At 65.9% G+C, this 15,162-nt stretch carries 15 protein-coding genes, 4 tRNA genes and 1 pseudogene; 16 read left to right on the top strand and 4 right to left on the bottom strand.

The genetic code is table 11. The annotated features are described in order from the left end of the window. Positions 1-54: 54 nt before the first annotated feature. Positions 55-924: a zinc metalloprotease HtpX gene (gene htpX, locus U9977_RS04610; protein ID WP_322747916.1), complete on the top strand. Its 870-nt coding sequence runs from the start codon at positions 55-57 to the stop codon at positions 922-924. A gap of 390 nt (positions 925-1,314) precedes the next feature. Here the strand turns inward: htpX and U9977_RS04615 are convergent, their stop codons facing one another. Next, positions 1,315-1,803 carry a YajQ family cyclic di-GMP-binding protein gene (locus tag U9977_RS04615; protein WP_322747899.1) on the bottom strand — a complete coding sequence of 163 codons (489 nt, stop codon included), beginning with the start codon at positions 1,801-1,803 and terminating at the stop codon, positions 1,315-1,317. Positions 1,804-2,017: 214 nt separating this feature from the next. Between U9977_RS04615 and U9977_RS04620 the strand changes: the two genes are divergently transcribed. Together U9977_RS04620 and pyrE are read left to right on the top strand one after the other, a co-directional pair. After that, a tRNA-Tyr gene (locus tag U9977_RS04620) sits at positions 2,018-2,102 on the top strand. A gap of 262 nt (positions 2,103-2,364) precedes the next feature. Next, the gene (gene pyrE, locus U9977_RS04625) at positions 2,365-2,892 is read left to right on the top strand and encodes an orotate phosphoribosyltransferase (RefSeq protein WP_322747900.1); all 528 of its coding nucleotides are present in this window, start codon (positions 2,365-2,367) and stop codon (positions 2,890-2,892) included. A gap of 159 nt (positions 2,893-3,051) precedes the next feature. Here pyrE and U9977_RS04630 read toward each other — a convergent pair whose 3' ends face one another. Further along, complete coding sequence (locus U9977_RS04630; RefSeq protein ID WP_322747901.1) at positions 3,052-3,573, bottom strand: hypothetical protein; 522 nt, start codon at positions 3,571-3,573, stop codon at positions 3,052-3,054. A gap of 236 nt (positions 3,574-3,809) precedes the next feature. Beyond that, positions 3,810-5,279: a GH25 family lysozyme gene (locus U9977_RS04635; RefSeq protein ID WP_322747902.1), complete on the bottom strand. Its 1,470-nt coding sequence runs from the start codon at positions 5,277-5,279 to the stop codon at positions 3,810-3,812. Between the two features lie 364 nt (positions 5,280-5,643). Here U9977_RS04635 and U9977_RS04640 point away from each other — a divergent pair. The 5 genes from U9977_RS04640 to U9977_RS04660 all read left to right on the top strand — a co-directional run bounded on the left by U9977_RS04640 (position 5,644) and on the right by U9977_RS04660 (position 7,162). Next, positions 5,644-5,716 (top strand) — tRNA-Thr (locus U9977_RS04640). 86 nt (positions 5,717-5,802) lie between these two features. Beyond that, positions 5,803-5,876 (top strand) — tRNA-Met (locus U9977_RS04645). A 100-nt stretch (positions 5,877-5,976) separates the two neighbouring features. Then, a complete protein-coding gene (gene rpmG, locus U9977_RS04650) occupies positions 5,977-6,141 on the top strand; it encodes a 50S ribosomal protein L33 (protein WP_322747903.1) in 165 nt (54 codons plus the stop codon). 121 nt (positions 6,142-6,262) lie between these two features. Continuing rightward, complete coding sequence (locus U9977_RS04655) at positions 6,263-6,724, top strand: FAS1-like dehydratase domain-containing protein (RefSeq protein WP_322747904.1); 462 nt, start codon at positions 6,263-6,265, stop codon at positions 6,722-6,724. 9 nt (positions 6,725-6,733) lie between these two features. Further along, the gene (locus U9977_RS04660) at positions 6,734-7,162 is read left to right on the top strand and encodes a MaoC/PaaZ C-terminal domain-containing protein (RefSeq protein ID WP_322747905.1); all 429 of its coding nucleotides are present in this window, start codon (positions 6,734-6,736) and stop codon (positions 7,160-7,162) included. A gap of 180 nt (positions 7,163-7,342) precedes the next feature. On the opposite strand, the gene U9977_RS04665 is transcribed toward U9977_RS04660, so the two are convergent. Further along, positions 7,343-8,551, bottom strand: coding sequence for a pyridoxal phosphate-dependent aminotransferase (locus U9977_RS04665; RefSeq protein WP_322747906.1), 1,209 nt, complete (start codon positions 8,549-8,551; stop codon positions 7,343-7,345). Between the two features lie 470 nt (positions 8,552-9,021). Here U9977_RS04665 and U9977_RS04670 point away from each other — a divergent pair. The 8 genes and pseudogenes from U9977_RS04670 to U9977_RS04705 form a co-directional block, all read left to right on the top strand. Next, positions 9,022-9,094, top strand: a tRNA-Trp gene (locus tag U9977_RS04670). Between the two features lie 30 nt (positions 9,095-9,124). Further along, entirely contained in the window at positions 9,125-9,373 is a 249-nt protein-coding gene (secE, locus tag U9977_RS04675; protein ID WP_322747907.1) for a preprotein translocase subunit SecE, read from the top strand. Between the two features lie 82 nt (positions 9,374-9,455). After that, complete coding sequence (gene nusG, locus U9977_RS04680) at positions 9,456-10,253, top strand: transcription termination/antitermination protein NusG (RefSeq protein WP_322747908.1); 798 nt, start codon at positions 9,456-9,458, stop codon at positions 10,251-10,253. A 155-nt stretch (positions 10,254-10,408) separates the two neighbouring features. Continuing rightward, the gene (rplK, locus tag U9977_RS04685) at positions 10,409-10,840 is read left to right on the top strand and encodes a 50S ribosomal protein L11 (RefSeq protein WP_322747909.1); all 432 of its coding nucleotides are present in this window, start codon (positions 10,409-10,411) and stop codon (positions 10,838-10,840) included. A 68-nt stretch (positions 10,841-10,908) separates the two neighbouring features. Continuing rightward, entirely contained in the window at positions 10,909-11,622 is a 714-nt protein-coding gene (gene rplA / locus U9977_RS04690) for a 50S ribosomal protein L1 (protein WP_322747910.1), read from the top strand. A 334-nt stretch (positions 11,623-11,956) separates the two neighbouring features. Next, on the top strand, positions 11,957-12,580 hold the full coding sequence (rplJ, locus tag U9977_RS04695; protein WP_322747911.1) for a 50S ribosomal protein L10: 624 nt from the start codon (positions 11,957-11,959) through the stop codon (positions 12,578-12,580). A gap of 92 nt (positions 12,581-12,672) precedes the next feature. Beyond that, entirely contained in the window at positions 12,673-13,062 is a 390-nt protein-coding gene (gene rplL / locus U9977_RS04700; RefSeq protein ID WP_416210088.1) for a 50S ribosomal protein L7/L12, read from the top strand. An 813-nt stretch (positions 13,063-13,875) separates the two neighbouring features. Then, positions 13,876-15,162: pseudogene (locus U9977_RS04705) on the top strand (DNA-directed RNA polymerase subunit beta); the annotation flags it as partial.

Below are 15,162 nucleotides of genomic sequence, written 5' to 3' on the forward strand. Positions count from 1 at the left end.
ATCCGGACGTTGACTACAGGTGCAACCTTCGAGATGACAGGACACCTGACCGCCATGTCACACCGCTACCATAATGGTCTCAAAACCGTCGCCCTGTTGGGCGTGCTGTCCGCGGTGATTCTCTTTGTCGGTTCCCTGTTCGGGAGCCGTGGTTTGGCAATCGCGTTCATTGTCGCCCTGGGTATGAACGGGTTCTCGTACTTCTTCTCGGACAAGCTGGCTCTGCGCGCGATGCGGGCGTATCCGGTGAGCCAGGTTGAACAGCCACGCATGTACGCAATCGTTCAGGAACTCGCGACCCGGGCGAGGATGCCGATGCCGCGGCTCTACGTCAGCCCGACCGGGGCACCGAACGCGTTCGCCACCGGTCGCAACCCCCGCAACGCAGCCGTCTGCTGTACGTCGGGAATTCTGGAAATCATGGATGATCGTGAGCTGCGCGGCGTCCTGGGCCACGAGCTCAGCCACGTCTACAACCGGGACATCCTTATTGCGTCCGTCGCCGGTGCACTCGCGAGCGTCATCGTCTACCTTGCGCAGTTCGCGGCGATTTTCGGCATTGGTCGGGGTGAGGACGACGACGGTCCGGGCATCCTGGAGATAATGATCCTCGTCCTGCTGGGACCGATCGCCGCGACGATCATTCAGCTCGCCATCAGCAGGTCCAGGGAGTATCAGGCGGATTCCTCCGGCGCGACGTTGACCGGTGATCCGCTCGGCCTCGCGACAGCCCTGCGCAAGCTCGAGGCTGGCACCGCTGCCCGACCGCTCCCGCAGACTTCCCAGCTTGGACCTGTATCGTCGCTCATGATCGCGAACCCGTTTCGGGGCGGTGGGGTTGTCCAGCTGTTCAGTACCCACCCACCCATGGACCGTCGGATCGAGCGGCTGGAGGAGATGGCTCGGTTGGACCCCTACCGTTGAATCTCCGGGGGAAAGTCGTACTCTGAAAAGGCTAGCAGACCTGAGCGTGTAAGATCATCAATCTGGCCGGCACCTGGCGGCCGGTCGAAGGAGCGGGCGTCATCTGGCGAAGCGATCGTGGCTTTCGTATCGCCGAAGACGCCGGGCAACCCGTAATCCCTGACCCGCGGCGAGGCAAACCCCCCAGGCCTCGCCGTGCAGCGCCCCGCCCGAAACCCCCCATCGGGCGGGGCGCACCTTCCTCTGCATGATCATACGCCCGTTGGCCCTGCTGACCTGTGTGTGGCCGCCGGGCGTGCGTGGGCGATCGTCGCACGCCCTTTGGCTGTGTTGGCTGTGTGTGGCCGCCGGGCGTGCGAGAAGGGCGATCGTCGCACGCCCTTTGGCCGGCTAGCGGTAGTTGACGAACTGGAGCGGTAGTCCGAAATCAGCTTCTTTGAGAATCTGGATGATGTGCTGGAGGTCGTCCCGCTTCTTGCCGGTGACCCGGAGTTGATCTCCTTGAATCTGGGCCTGCACACCTTTCGGGCCGTCGGTCCGGATCTTTTTCGAGATCGCTTTGGCCTTGTCGTCGGCGATGCCCTGTTGCACAGTCACCACCAGCCTGTACTCCTTGCCGGACTGAGTGGGCTCCTCGTGCTGTAGCGCTTTGAGCGAGATGCCACGCTTGACCCACTTCTCCTGAAGGACATCCAGTACGGCCTTGACCCGTTCTTCGGTGCTCGCGGTGAGCAGGATGGACTCTCCGGACCACGCTGCTGACGCGCCGGTGTCGCGGAAGTCGAAGCGGGTCCCCACCTCCTTGGCGGTCTGGTTGACGGCGTTGTCGATCTCCTGGCGGTCGACCTTGCTCACGATGTCGAACGACGGGTCCGCCACGGTGAAGTGCCTCCTTCTCGTCGCCGTTACCTGCGCGTAGGCATAGGATCTTCGCATCCTCGCCCAGCGCCTCGGGTGAGGGTAGGGCCCGATCCCTGATCCCGAGTCTGCCCGCGCCCGCGTAACCCGGCACACCCCCGTTCGTGCCTCGCCGCCCACGTCGGTAGCACCGGTTGTCGGCCACGACGGTCCATCCCGTATGCTGTCCACCAACGGCAGGTTGCCCGAGTGGCCAAAGGGAGCGGTCTGTAAAACCGCCGGCTCAGCCTACGTTGGTTCGAACCCAACACCTGCCACCACCTCCCGGGTATCCCGGATCACACTGCCGCACAGGCCCTGAGCGATGCTCGGGGCCTGTCTGCGTCCGTCCGACGCTCGCCGGCCCATGTACCCACCACGTGGGCTACGGTCGCGCCCGCCTCGGCAGCGGACGCTGTAGGTGGTAATGGTCGCTGCGGTGACCGTTTCTACCTACGCTCCGGCCTCGGTAGCGGAGGCGGTAGGTGGTCTCGGTCGCTGTTGTGACCGAGACCACCTACCCGATCTATAGAGTCCGCAGACATGACTGACACCGGCACGCTTGCCGCCCGCGTCCGGGCCGTGTCGCATCTGACCGGTCTGTTTCTGCTGCGTTCCGGGCGGACGAGCGGCGAGTACTTCGACAAGTATCTGTTCGAGGCTGACCCGGCGCTGCTCGCCGGGATCGTCGACGCGATGCGTCCGTTGCTGCCCGCGGACGCGGACGTGCTGGCCGGTCTTGAGCTCGGTGGTATCCCTCTGGTCACCCTGCTGTCCCAGCGGACGGGAATGCCGGCTCGGTTCGTCCGCAAGAAGGCCAAAGAGTACGGCACCTGTCGGACCGCCGAGGGCGGGACAGTCGAGGGCCTGCGGGTCGTGCTCGTCGAGGACGTCGTGACCAGCGGCGGTGCCATCCTGGACGCGGCCCGGGTCCTGCGGGAGCAGGGCGCGATCGTGGAACATGCCCTGTGCGTGATCGACCGTCAGGAGGGCGGGCGGGACAACCTCGCTGGAATCGGACTCGACCTTCGGCCGGTGCTCACCCGCGCTGATCTGGACGCCGTCGCCTGAGGTTCCCGCCGGCTGAAGGCGCCCACTACCGGCGCCCGCTACCAGCGGCCGGAACCGCCGCGTGACATCTTTGGACGCGTGATCTCGGTGGTCATGGCAAATCGTGCAGCGACCTGATGGATCCGCTGTGATCACGCGTCCGTCGACCGACCCGATGGATCAGATTCGAGGTGATACGTCCGGGCCGGACCGGGAGGTTCCAGTCGGGCCGGGCCGGGATGATCCGGTGTATTCCGGCCGATCCGCCCGCGTCTGAGCCCGGTCGCTATCGGGGTATGGGTCGTAGGAGTCGCGCGGCGGTGCGTCGTACCTGGTCAGTCCGTAGATCGCGAGCACGTCGAGCCCGATGAGGACGAGCGACCAGCCTGGGAAGATCGCGAGGAAGGCGAGCTGGGCGATCGCGTTGATTCCGCACATGGCGATGCCCAGCCAGCGTGCCCACTGTTTGCCTGTGATGACCGCGGCAGCGGTGCCGATCTGGACGATGCCCATGCACAGCAGCAGCCAGCCCCAGAAGTCCAGATCCTGGTAGATGACGGTGTTGTTGGCCGTGATGAGGACGGCGTACTTCCTGAGTGCGGCGATTCCATAGATGATGTTGTGGAAGCCGGCGATGAAGATGATGACTGCGGCAAATACCAGCCATCCACGATCAGTGTGCGCAGAGCGTGCCCGTTCCATACGAATCCTCCCCGGAGCCTGACGGGACGGTGAGCCCTCCTTGGCATGCCCTCGTGCTGCCCAGGACATGCCCCGTTGCCCGACATCCCCGTCCGGGACCAGGTGTACGACGGCTCCGGCAGGTCTGCAACGGCGGTGTGGTTCCGCCTGTGGTTCCGCCTGGCGGGTGCGGATCCCGCCCTCGGCGGGTGATGTGCCCCGCCCCAGACGGTCGCCCTGTGTGCCAGATCCCCTGTTCAGGGGCGGATCGTGCTGACCGAGTTGGTGGCCTCGTCCCAGCGCAGCCAGCCGTACTGGAAGGCGCTCTCGCGTCCGCCGTCCACCGAGTACTCATCACTGATCGGCAGGCCCAGGTCGGAGCCGGCAGCGCCGAACGCCAGGTAGCTGCGCAGGATCGACCCGTGCACCTCGTGCGCGCCGGTGGAGCGGCTCCAGTAGATCCGACCGCCCTGGAAGACCGACTGGCGGCTGCCAGCAGCCTCCGCGTCAACCTCATCGCTGGTTGGCCGGCCCAGGAGGCTGTTGCTGCCGCCCAAGGCGAGGTACCGGACGCTGATTCCACCGTGTACCTCGTGGACGTCGGTGGCAACAGACCAGAAGAGCAGTCCCTTCTGGAACTGCCTCCACCGCCCGCCGCCGCCGGCGGGTCCTTCGTTCCGGATGGGCACCGCGAGCAGCGAACGTACTCGAGCCTCCGCGTTGTAGCGCTTGTCGATCTCGCTGGCCCGTCCGTCAGCACTGAGCGCCAATGATCCGGCGCTGCAGCAGAAGACGTTCATGTCGATGTTTCCGGCGATACCGGGGACGCTCGCGGACGACGTGTACTGCCATATCGACCATTTTTGCCAGCCACCGGGCAGGGGTCCGGGGGACGAGGCGGCGTTGTAGATGGCGAACCACAACGGGTAGCGGGAAAACAATGTCGTGTTCTTCATGACATCGGTCCAGAACGACCGATAGGTGTACAGGATCGGAGCCCGCCCGGTTTTGGTCTCGATCTCCTCCAGGAAGGCCTGAGCCCATGCGGCGAGCTGGTCGGCAGATAACCCGCCCCGCGCCTCGAGATCGAGGACGGGCGCCAGCTGGCCCGCGGAGCGGGTCGGTCCGGTGATGGCAAGGAAGCGGTCCGCTTGGTCGACCGCCGTCGCGATCGGCAGCATGGGCCGCGCGTAGTGGTATACGCCGACGGCGAGGCCAGCCTGTCGCGCGTGGTCACGATCAGTGGCGAAGTAGGGGTTGGCGTAACTGTTACCCTCCGTCGCCTTGATGACGACGAAATCGATGCCCGCCGAGCGGACCGCGTTCCAGCCGATCTCCGTGCTGCCGGGGTGCTGCCATGACGAGATGTCCACGCCCCGCGGCCAGCCGGCCGGGATGGCCAGCGCCGAGCGGGTTCGGGTTGGCGTCCCCTCGCCGGGTGGCGCGACGGTCGTGCCTTCGCCCAGGGGCACGTCGTCGGGCGAGACGTAGTCCCGGCGGAGGTCTACCGCGGTGACGTGTGCCGCGGTGACGTGTGCCGTGGTGACGTGTGCCGTGGTGACGTAGGCGGCGGTCAGGTCGCCTGAGACGCCGGCGCTCGCGGCCGTGATGAGCGTCACCACGGCAGTGGCAGTGATCGTCTGTGCGACCGTCCGCGTGGGACGCCGTTGCCGGGGCGTCGGCGATCGGCCCGGATCATCGTGGTGGCGGGTGGTGGGAGGTGTCATCTGCATGGGGCTCCCTGGCAGGTGGGGTGGACTGGCCGATGGGTGATCCCGGATGACAGCCTCGCTCGACCGCTGACTACGCTAAGCGCTTGACTCATTACTTACAGATATATTCACAGGCGCCGGATAGACTTTGTCGCTACTCACGGTTTTCAATCGGCCCGATTGGGCGAAACGTCGTAGCATTAGGTAGCACGCCGGCTTGGGATCTTGACAGCTCTCGCTAAAGATCCACTTGTTGCGGATCGCCGGTGCCGATCGCCTGTCCCACGGGCGGAGATTCGCCGCGACCGGGGATCCGAGCTCGTCGGCGGGGTGCCGTCCCAAGCGCCGTCCTGTCGTGTAGCCTTAAGCGCGCGCACATGCCCCTTTAGCTCAGTCGGCAGAGCGTCTCCATGGTAAGGAGAAGGTCTACGGTTCGATTCCGTAAAGGGGCTCTGTGGTAGCGGTCGGTAGTCGGGCAGCCGGCATCCGGCCGCTGCTCCGTCGGTGGGATTGATTGCTGACGGAGCTGATCCACCAAGGCGGTGTAGCTCAGCCAGGCAGAGCAAGCGGCTCATAATCGCTGTGTCGCCGGTTCAAATCCGGCCACCGCTACCGGCCGGGTCACGACCCGCCGAGGACGACGCGCGGTCGTCCCGCATGTCCAAAAGCTTTGGTTCGTTCTTGTCCGACCTGCAGGAAGAGGCACAGCACCGTGGCCGCCACCGATGTCCGTCCGAAGATCACCATGGCGTGTCAGGTGTGCAAGCACCGCAACTACATCACACGCAAGAACCGCCGCAACGACCCCGATCGCCTGGAGTTGCGCAAGTTCTGCCCGAACTGCCGGGCGCACACCGAGCATCGCGAGACCCGCTGACCCCTTGGCGGTCGCATTCGGTGCATGCGCCCTGTTCGGCCTGTCTGCCTGTCGGAGTAGTCCCGCGGGCCCAGGGCGCTTTGCTGCGCAACCCGCCACCACGGTGAGATCGGAGCATGCAATGCCGCTCAACCGGGATTTTGTCGGGCGCAGGTTTGTCGCTGACACATCGTTCCTGGTCGGACGCGAGCATATCCGGCAGTTCGCCCTGGCGATCGGCGAGGACAGTCCGCTCTGTTATGATCTTGATGCCGCCAAGTCCGCCGGCTACGTCGATCTTGTCGCGCCACCCACCTTTCTGACAGCGCTCAGTATGTGGCGGCCAGTCATTCCCACTCATGATCCCACGCTCGGCCTCGACTACTCACTGGTAGTGCATGGTGAGCAGCAGTATTCACTGCGCCGACCGGTCGTCGCCGGCGACGAGATTATGGTGTCGGGCACGATCACCGACATCCGAATCGCCGGCCGCAACGAATTGTTGATCAGTGACTACGAGTTCGTGACGACCGCTGGTGAGGTGGTGGCAGCGGCGCGGGCGTCGCTGGTCTCCCGCGGAACCGCCATGGCCGAGAAGGGCTGAGAGGCCACGATGGCGGCGACCGTTGCCTATGACGATGTCGAGGTCGGCACCCTCATTCCGGAACGCGAGTTCCGGATCCGCCGTGAAGATCTTGTGCGTTACTGTGGAGCGTCAGGCGACTTCAACGTGATCCACTGGAATGAACGGGCCGCTACCGAGGCCGGTCTGCCCGGAGTCATCGCACATGGGATGTACACCATGGCCAGCGCGGCACGGCTTGTCACCGACTGGGCCGGCGACCCCGGGGCGATCGTCGACTACGGCGTCCGCTTCTCGTCGTTCGTGCCGGTGCCGGACGACGATGCCGGTGCCGCGGTCGTGGTCAGCGGCGTGGTTGCCAAGAAGCTGGACGACAACCAGGTAGTGGTGAAAATCACGGTGCGGTGCGATGGAACCAAGGTGCTGTTGGGGTCGCGCGCTACCGTCCAGCTTTCCTGATCGATCCCCGGGACAATCCGCAGCCGATCCTTACGACCCATGACGGTGTGTCGGGGAGTCCGGCGCGGCTCCTGGACACACCGTCAGTCGTTAGGGCTGTGGGGGCTGTGGGGGCTGCGGCCTCCGGGCGCGCGATCTGACGATCATCGCGCGCCCTTTGGCCCTCTGGGCGACTTCTGGTCAGTCCGCCTCGGCCAGTAGATCGGACATGCGCCGCACACCGGTGGTCAGGTCGTCGTCGCCGAGCGCGTAGGACAACCGGGCGTAGCCGGGTGTCCCGAACGCCTCACCTGGCACGATCGCGACGCCGGCCTCCTCGAGGATGAGCGTGGTCAGGGCCGCCGAGGTTGTCGGGGTGCGTCCTCGCAGCGTGCGACCAATAACACCGAGCAACGACGGGTAGCAGTAGAAGGCACCTTCCGGCATCGGACACACCACGCCGGGGGTGTCGGAGAGCATGCGGTGCATGGTCTGGCGACGTCGGTCGAAGGCGAGGCGCATCTGGGCCACCGCGTCCAGCGGGCCGGCCACGGCTGCCAGCGCCGCCGCCTGTGCCACATTGGAGACGTTGGACGCGGCATGGGACTGCAGGTTGATGGCTGCCTTGACGGCATCCGCCGGTCCGATCAGCCAGCCGACCCGCCACCCCGTCATCGCATAGGTCTTGGCGACGCCGTTGACGACGATGCAGCGGTCGGCGATCTCGGGGACCTCTACCGGCAGGGAGGCGAAGCGGGCGTCGCCGTACACCAGGTGCTCGTAGATCTCGTCGGCGATCACCCACAGCCCGGCATCGGCGGCCCAACGCCCGATCGCCCGGACTTCCTCGGGTGTGTGTACGGCGCCGGTCGGGTTGGACGGCGAGCAGAAGACCAGCACCTTCGTGCGGGGGGTGCGAGCCGCCTCCAGCTGCTCCACCGTGACCCGGTAGCCCTGGTCGGGAGTGGTCACGACGTCCACAGCCGTGCCGCCGGCAAGCCGGATGGACTCCGGGTAGGTCGTCCAGTACGGAGCGGGCAGCAGCACCTCGTCGCCGGGGTCGAGGAGGGTCGCGAACGCCATGTAGACGGCCTGCTTGCCGCCGTTGGTGATGAGTACCTGGCTGGCGGGGACGTCGAGGCCGGAGTCGCGGCGGGTCTTGTCCGCCACCGCCTCCCTGAGCTCCGGTAGGCCGGCAGCCGGTGTGTAGCGGTGCATCTTCGGATCGCCGCATGCCTTCTCGGCAGCGGCGACGACATGGTCGGGAGTGGGGAAATCCGGTTCGCCGGCACCAAAGCCGATCACGTCCCGGCCGGCCGCGCGCAGCGCCTTCGCGGTCGAATCCACGGCAAGTGTCGCCGAAGGGGCGATGCCTCCGACGCGGTGAGAGATCCGGGTCATGACCGTCATGCTGCCACGCATACCGGGTTGCCCGCTCGATCATTGGGACGCTCCGTCCGGATCATGCCGGGGTGCCCGGTGTATCTGGACCAGGTGGCTGTGTGGGCGGTGACCGTTGGCCCTGCCGGTCGCGCGATGTCGCGCTATAATCGCGCGACCCCGGGCGGGTGAGGTGGTCGGCGGTCAGCTGGGCAGTCGGTCCGGCCAGCCGATGTCCGGACAGCGACTGGCCGGCCAGCCGCTGTCCAGCCGGCCTCTTTCCGGCTAGCCTGAGGGGGCGGAGACGGTGAACCCGATCGCAGGCTCGCGGCTGTGGGCCGCGTAAGGGGCCGCGTAGGGAGTATGGTGGACGCGCTTGGGCTGTCATCCCCGTATGTAGCATCGCGGATGATCTTCAGGGTCACGTGATCTACAAGGTCACGGTCGGGCCTGGGTTCGTTTCGACCGGCGATGCTGCCGCGGCGACGGTCGTGGTGTAAAGGGGCGTGGCTCAATTGGTAGAGCACCGGTCTCCAAAACCGGCGGTTGCAGGTTCGAGTCCTGTCGCCCCTGCGGTATCCGACGACCAGGTAGGTGGAGTGAGTGGCGACCGACACACGTGACGCGGCACCGCGGGCCGGCCAAGCGACCCGGCCGGCAGCCCGGCGCCGTACTTCGCCGCTGCGCTTCTACCGAGAGATCGTCGCCGAGCTTCGGAAGGTCATCTACCCGGGTCGAAGTGAACTGATCACCTATGTGGTGGTGGTGCTCATGTTCTGTTCGATCATGGTGGCATTCGTCGCCTCGCTGGACTTCGGTCTTACCAAGGCGGTGTTGGCGATCTTCGGTTGATATGAACCGCGGTCCGCGGACCCATGTCACCGCAACGCCCGCACAGCTCACAGAGCACGGTCAAGAGAGAAGGAACGTCCGCGTGTCCCAGGTTCCCGAGCACGTCTCCTCCGAACAGGGGGAGGCTCTCGACGGTCTCAACCCGCTGGCGGCACTGGCGCACGACGAGGTGGCAAGCACGGAAGCCGGCGCCCTGCCGCAGGACGGCGAGGGCGGCGACGGCTCCACTGGCACCGACACCGACCCCGGCTATCTCGCCACGGCCGCCCCGGATGTCGACCAGCCCGCCTTCGACGAGGACGACGAGGACGATGATGACGACGTCCGGCGGGCGCTGGCGGACGCGCCCGGAGACTGGTACGTCATTCATTCATATGCCGGCTATGAGAACAAGGTGAAGACGAACCTCGAGACTCGGATCTCCAGCCTCAACATGGAGGAGTACATCTTCCAGATCGAGGTGCCGACCGAGGAGGTCCCGGTCATCAAGAACGGCAAACGGCAGCTGGTTCAGCAGAAGAAGTATCCGGGCTACATCTATGTCCGTATGGACCTCACCGACCAGTCGTGGTCGGCCGTTCGGAACACTCCCGGGGTGACCGGCTTCGTCGGCCTGACCAACAAGCCGTCGCCGTTGCGGACGGAGGAGGTTGTTTCGATTCTCGCGCCTCCGGCACCGCCCGAGAAGAAGGCCGAGACGGTCCGGGTGCAGGAGTTCGAGGTCGGGGAGTCGGTGACCGTCATGGACGGCCCGTTCGCGACCCTGCCCGCGACCATCAGTGAGATCAACCTCGATGCACAGCGGCTCAAGGTGCTGGTGTCCATCTTCGGCCGCGAAACCCCGGTCGAGCTCCAGTTCAACCAGGTTGCGAAGATCTGATCTGCCCGATGGCCGATGGTGGAGCGATCATGTGCGTGCTCGCGCCGCCGGAGGTTCCAACCAGCCCGGCGATGCGTTAGCCGGCTGACGGCGGCGCGGTCACCGCACTTTTTGCGCCGACGGAGACCCCAGGAAACCCAGAGAGAAACGACACCATGCCTCCCAAGAAGAAGATCTCGGCCGTCATCAAACTCCAGATCAACGCCGGTGTGGCGACACCCGCACCTCCGGTGGGCCCGGCGCTCGGCCAGCACGGCGTCAACATCATGGAGTTCTGCAAGCAGTACAACGCGGCCACCGAGTCACAGCGTGGGAATGTCGTCCCGGTCGAGATCACCGTGTACGACGACCGTTCCTTCACCTTTGTCACCAAGACCCCGCCGGCGGCACGGCTCATCCTCAAGGCCGCCGGAATCGAGAAGGGCAGCGGTGTTCCGCACCGCACCAAGGTGGCGAACCTCACCGCGGAGCAGATCCGCCAGATCGCCCAGACCAAGCTGCCCGACCTCAATGCGACCACCCTGGACGCCGCCGAGAAGATCATTGCCGGGACCGCGCGGTCCATGGGCATAACCGTCAGCGGCTGACCGCCAAGGCCGGAGACTGTGGGAGGGCGCCCGTCCGGGCTGCCCGCCATGACCACAAGGAGACACACATGAAGCGCAGCAAGGCATACCGGGCCGCCTTCGAGAAGATCGAAGCGGACCGCCTGTACACGCCGCTGGAGGCCGTTGCGCTGGCCCGGGAGACGTCCACCACCAAGTACGCCGCGACGGTCGAGGTCGCGCTGCGCCTGGGTGTCGATCCGCGCAAGGCCGACCAGATGGTCCGCGGCACCGTGAACCTGCCGCACGGAACCGGCAAGTCCCCGCGGGTTGCGGTTTTCGCCGTCGGCGAGAAGGCTGACGAGGCCGCCGCGGCGGGTGCGGATATCGTCGGCAGCGACGATCTCGTGCAGCGGATCCAGGAAGGATTCCTGGACTTCGACGCGACGGTCGCGACGCCCGACCAGATGGCGAAGGTCGGCCGTATCGCCCGGATCCTGGGGCCACGCGGACTCATGCCGAACCCCAAGACCGGAACCGTCACCCTTGACATCGCCAAGGCCGTCCGCGACATCAAGGGCGGAAAGATCAATTTTCGGGTGGACAAGCAGGGCAACCTGCATATCGTGATCGGAAAGACCGCTTTCACCGATGAGCAGTTGATCGAGAACTACGGTGTCGCGTTGGACGAGATCGTCCGGGTGAAGCCGTCGGCGTCCAAGGGTCGCTATCTGAGGAAGATCACGTTGACGACGACGATGGGTCCGGGAATCCCGGTCGATCCCAGCCGTACCCGTAACCTTCTCGAGGATGCCACGGTCTGATCTTTCCGGCGGGTCGCGGTCCGGGGCTCCGGGTGTTCGGGGCTCCGGACACCCGGACCTTCGTGGTAGCCGCTTGGCGGCCCGTCGGTCCGTGTCTGGTCGTTGCGTGTACTATCTGACAAGAACCAAACCGAAGACCGCTGGTCGTCGTCCCGTTCCGGGGCGACCGAAGGTCCGGTATGACCGGGCGGCCCGCGCAGGTGAGGGAGCGTTGCCCCGGGGCTGGCGGCTAGCCGCGTACTCCCCGGTACTTCAGCCCCGTGCGCCTGCGCCGGGGCGTTTGTCGTTATCCGGCATCTTTCGGGCGACTGGCCAGACCCCATGAAGGAGCCCGATGGCGAAGCCGGAAAAGGTCGCCGCGGTAACAGAGATCGTAGACTCGTTCCGGGGCGCGTCCGCGGCGGTACTCACCGAGTACCGCGGGTTGACGGTGAGCCAGCTCACCGAGCTACGCCGTTCGCTGGGCGAGGGCACCGAGTACGCCGTGGTGAAGAACACCCTGACCAGGATTGCCGCCGCGCAGGCGGGCGTCACGGGTCTGGACGAACTCCTGGTCGGCCCGACAGCGGTCGCGTTCGTCACCGGCGACCCGGTCGAGGCGGCCAAGAGCCTGCGTGACTTCGCCCGCGCCAATCCCGCCCTGATCGTCAAGGGTGGGGTCGTCGAGGGCCGGTCGATGTCGGCAGACGACATCCGCAAGCTCGCCGATCTCGAGTCCCGCGAGGTGCTGCTCGCCAAGCTCGCCGGTGCGCTGAACGGGTCGCTGGCCCAGGCGGTCCGCCTGTTCGCGGCGCCGCTGGCCCAGGCGGCTCGCCTGGCCGAGGCATTGCGTGCCAAGCGGGAGGCCGAGCTGCCCGCGTCCGAAGCCCCCCTGCCGCAGGCGTCGGCCACAGACGGACCGGCCACAGACGGACCGGCCACAGACGGACCCACCGCGGCGGCGCCGAGCGCCGAATAGAGCTGTCCGTCCAGCCCTACACCAGATACTCCAAACCAGTTCCCGGTACCCGCCACGGGCGGCGTGCCATCACAACCGGAAGGACCGCCACGATGGCGAAGCTGTCGACCGTCGAGCTGCTGGACGCGTTCAAGGAAATGACGCTGCTGGAGCTGTCGGAGTTTGTGAAGCAGTTCGAGGACACCTTCGGGGTGACCGCGGCAGCCCCGGTCGCGATCGCCGTTGCCGGCGGTGCCGGTTCGGCCGCTGAGACGCCGGTCGTCGAGGAGCAGGACGAGTTCGACGTCATCCTCACCGCTGTGGGCGACAAGAAGATCCAGGTCATCAAGGAGGTCCGCGCGCTGACCAGTCTGGGCCTGAAGGAGGCCAAGGACCTCGTCGACGGCGCACCGAAGCCGGTCCTGGAGAAGGCCACCAAGGAAGCCGCGGAGAAGGCCAAGGCCGCGCTTGAGGGTGCCGGGGCGACGGTCACCGTCAAGTAGCGACGGGGTCACCGTCAAGTAGGCACTGATCGGTCGGGCCGCCGCTCGTCAACGGACAAGGCGGGCAACGGCGGTCCGACCGGTTGCCGGGGCCCCTCCGGCAGGCCGCTGGTAAGGCCGGCCCTCGGGAGTCTGTCGTCGGCCGAGTGCGCGGTGCCACGCCAGTTCCGTGGCTGTTACGGTGAGCTGCTGCGGTGCCATGTTGTTAGGGTGCGGCATGCGGTCTTCCGGTTGGGGTTGACGACCTCACCCGGGACGGAGTTCCATCATCGGGAAGCGGTGAGACATACCTGTCGAGCAGCCTTGCCAGCAGTGCGGCCATCGGCTACACTGCTCGTTTGGGCTGCCCTTTCGTCGTGCGCTTGCGTTGCCTTCGGGTACGCGACGATCCGGCCCCGCGCGCAACCGCGTCCCGTGGCGCGGCCGTCCAGACGTAAGGACCGAGGTAATCCGAGCGAGACCGTTGACCGCAACCTGCCACCGAACCGCCGCCGCGTCGCCAGCCTGGGATGACCCTCCCACACAGGTGTCCTCCTTCGGAAGATGTCGTGACGGACTACTCGCCGACGCCCGTGTCGCGTCTGCCCGCACCGTGTCGCGTCTGCCCGCACCGTGGGGCAGCAGCGCGTTCCGTTGGACTACCCCCGCCGACACTCCGCACAACCGTAGCGAGACACTGATCACCCGACCACCCTTCGCCGGATTGTGCGAGGAGGCCGAGGGCAACGTGAGAAGAATCATGATCGCGTTGTCGGCGGCCCAAGGACGCATGAGCACCGCCAGCCCGACGATCAGGCCACCGGAAGGACCACCTTGGCCGCCTCGCCTAACTCCTCCCGCATCTCGTTCGCAAAGATCATCGAACCTCTCGAGGTCCCCGATCTTCTCGCCCTGCAGACCCAGTCCTTTGACTGGCTGATCGGCAATGAGGCGTGGGCGGAACGGGTTCAGGAAGCCATCGACGCCGGTCGTGACGACGTACCCGTCACGTCGGGTCTCGAAGAGGTCTTCGAGGAGATTTCTCCTATCGAAGACTTCTCGGGTTCGATGTCACTGTCGTTCCGCGACCACCGTTTCGAACCGCCGAAGTACTCCGTCGAGGAGTGCAAGGACAAGGATATGACGTACTCGGCCCCGATGTTCGTGACGGCCGAGTTCACCAACAACAACACCGGTGAGATCAAGAGCCAGACGGTGTTCATGGGCGACTTTCCGCTCATGACTCCGAAGGGCACCTTTGTCATCAACGGGACCGAGCGGGTTGTCGTCAGCCAGCTCGTGCGTTCGCCCGGTGTGTACTTCGAGAAGACCATCGACAAGGTGTCGGACAAGGACCTGTTCTCCTGCAAGGTCATCCCGTCCCGGGGCGCCTGGCTGGAGTTCGAGGTCGACAAGCGGGACACCGTCGGTGTGCGTATCGACCGCAAGCGCCGCCAGTCGGTGACCGTGCTGCTCAAGGCACTCGGTTGGGACGAGGCGCGCATCCTCGAGCGCTTCGGTGATTTTCCGTCGATGCGAGTGACGCTGGAAAAGGACCACACATCCAGCCAGGACGACGCGCTGCTCGACATTTACCGCAAGCTCCGGCCGGGTGAGCCGCCGACACGCGAGTCGGCCCAGACGCTGCTGGAGAACCTCTTCTTCAACCCGAAGCGTTACGACCTGGCGAAGGTCGGCCGCTACAAGGTGAACAAGAAGCTCGGCGTCGACGTCCCGCACGACGTGGGCGTGCTCACCGAGGATGACGTCGTCCGCACGATCGAATATGTCGTGCAGCTGCATGCGGGCAAGGACAAGTCATATGACGTGGATGACATCGACCACTTCGGTAACCGTCGGTTGCGTACGGTCGGCGAGCTGATCCAGAATCAGGTGCGGCTCGGTCTCGCCCGGATGGAGCGGGTCGTCCGGGAACGGATGACCACCCAGGACGTCGAGGCGATCACTCCCCAGACGCTCATCAACATCCGGCCGGTCGTCGCCTCCATCAAGGAGTTCTTCGGCACCAGCCAGTTGTCCCAGTTCATGGACCAGACCAACCCGTTGGCGGGCCTTACCCACAAGCGGCGCCTGTCCGCGCTAGGCCCCGGTGGTCTGTCC

Source organism: Protofrankia sp. Cas8 (genome assembly GCF_963555845.1).
In the GTDB taxonomy this organism is placed as follows: domain Bacteria; phylum Actinomycetota; class Actinomycetes; order Frankiales; family Frankiaceae; genus Protofrankia.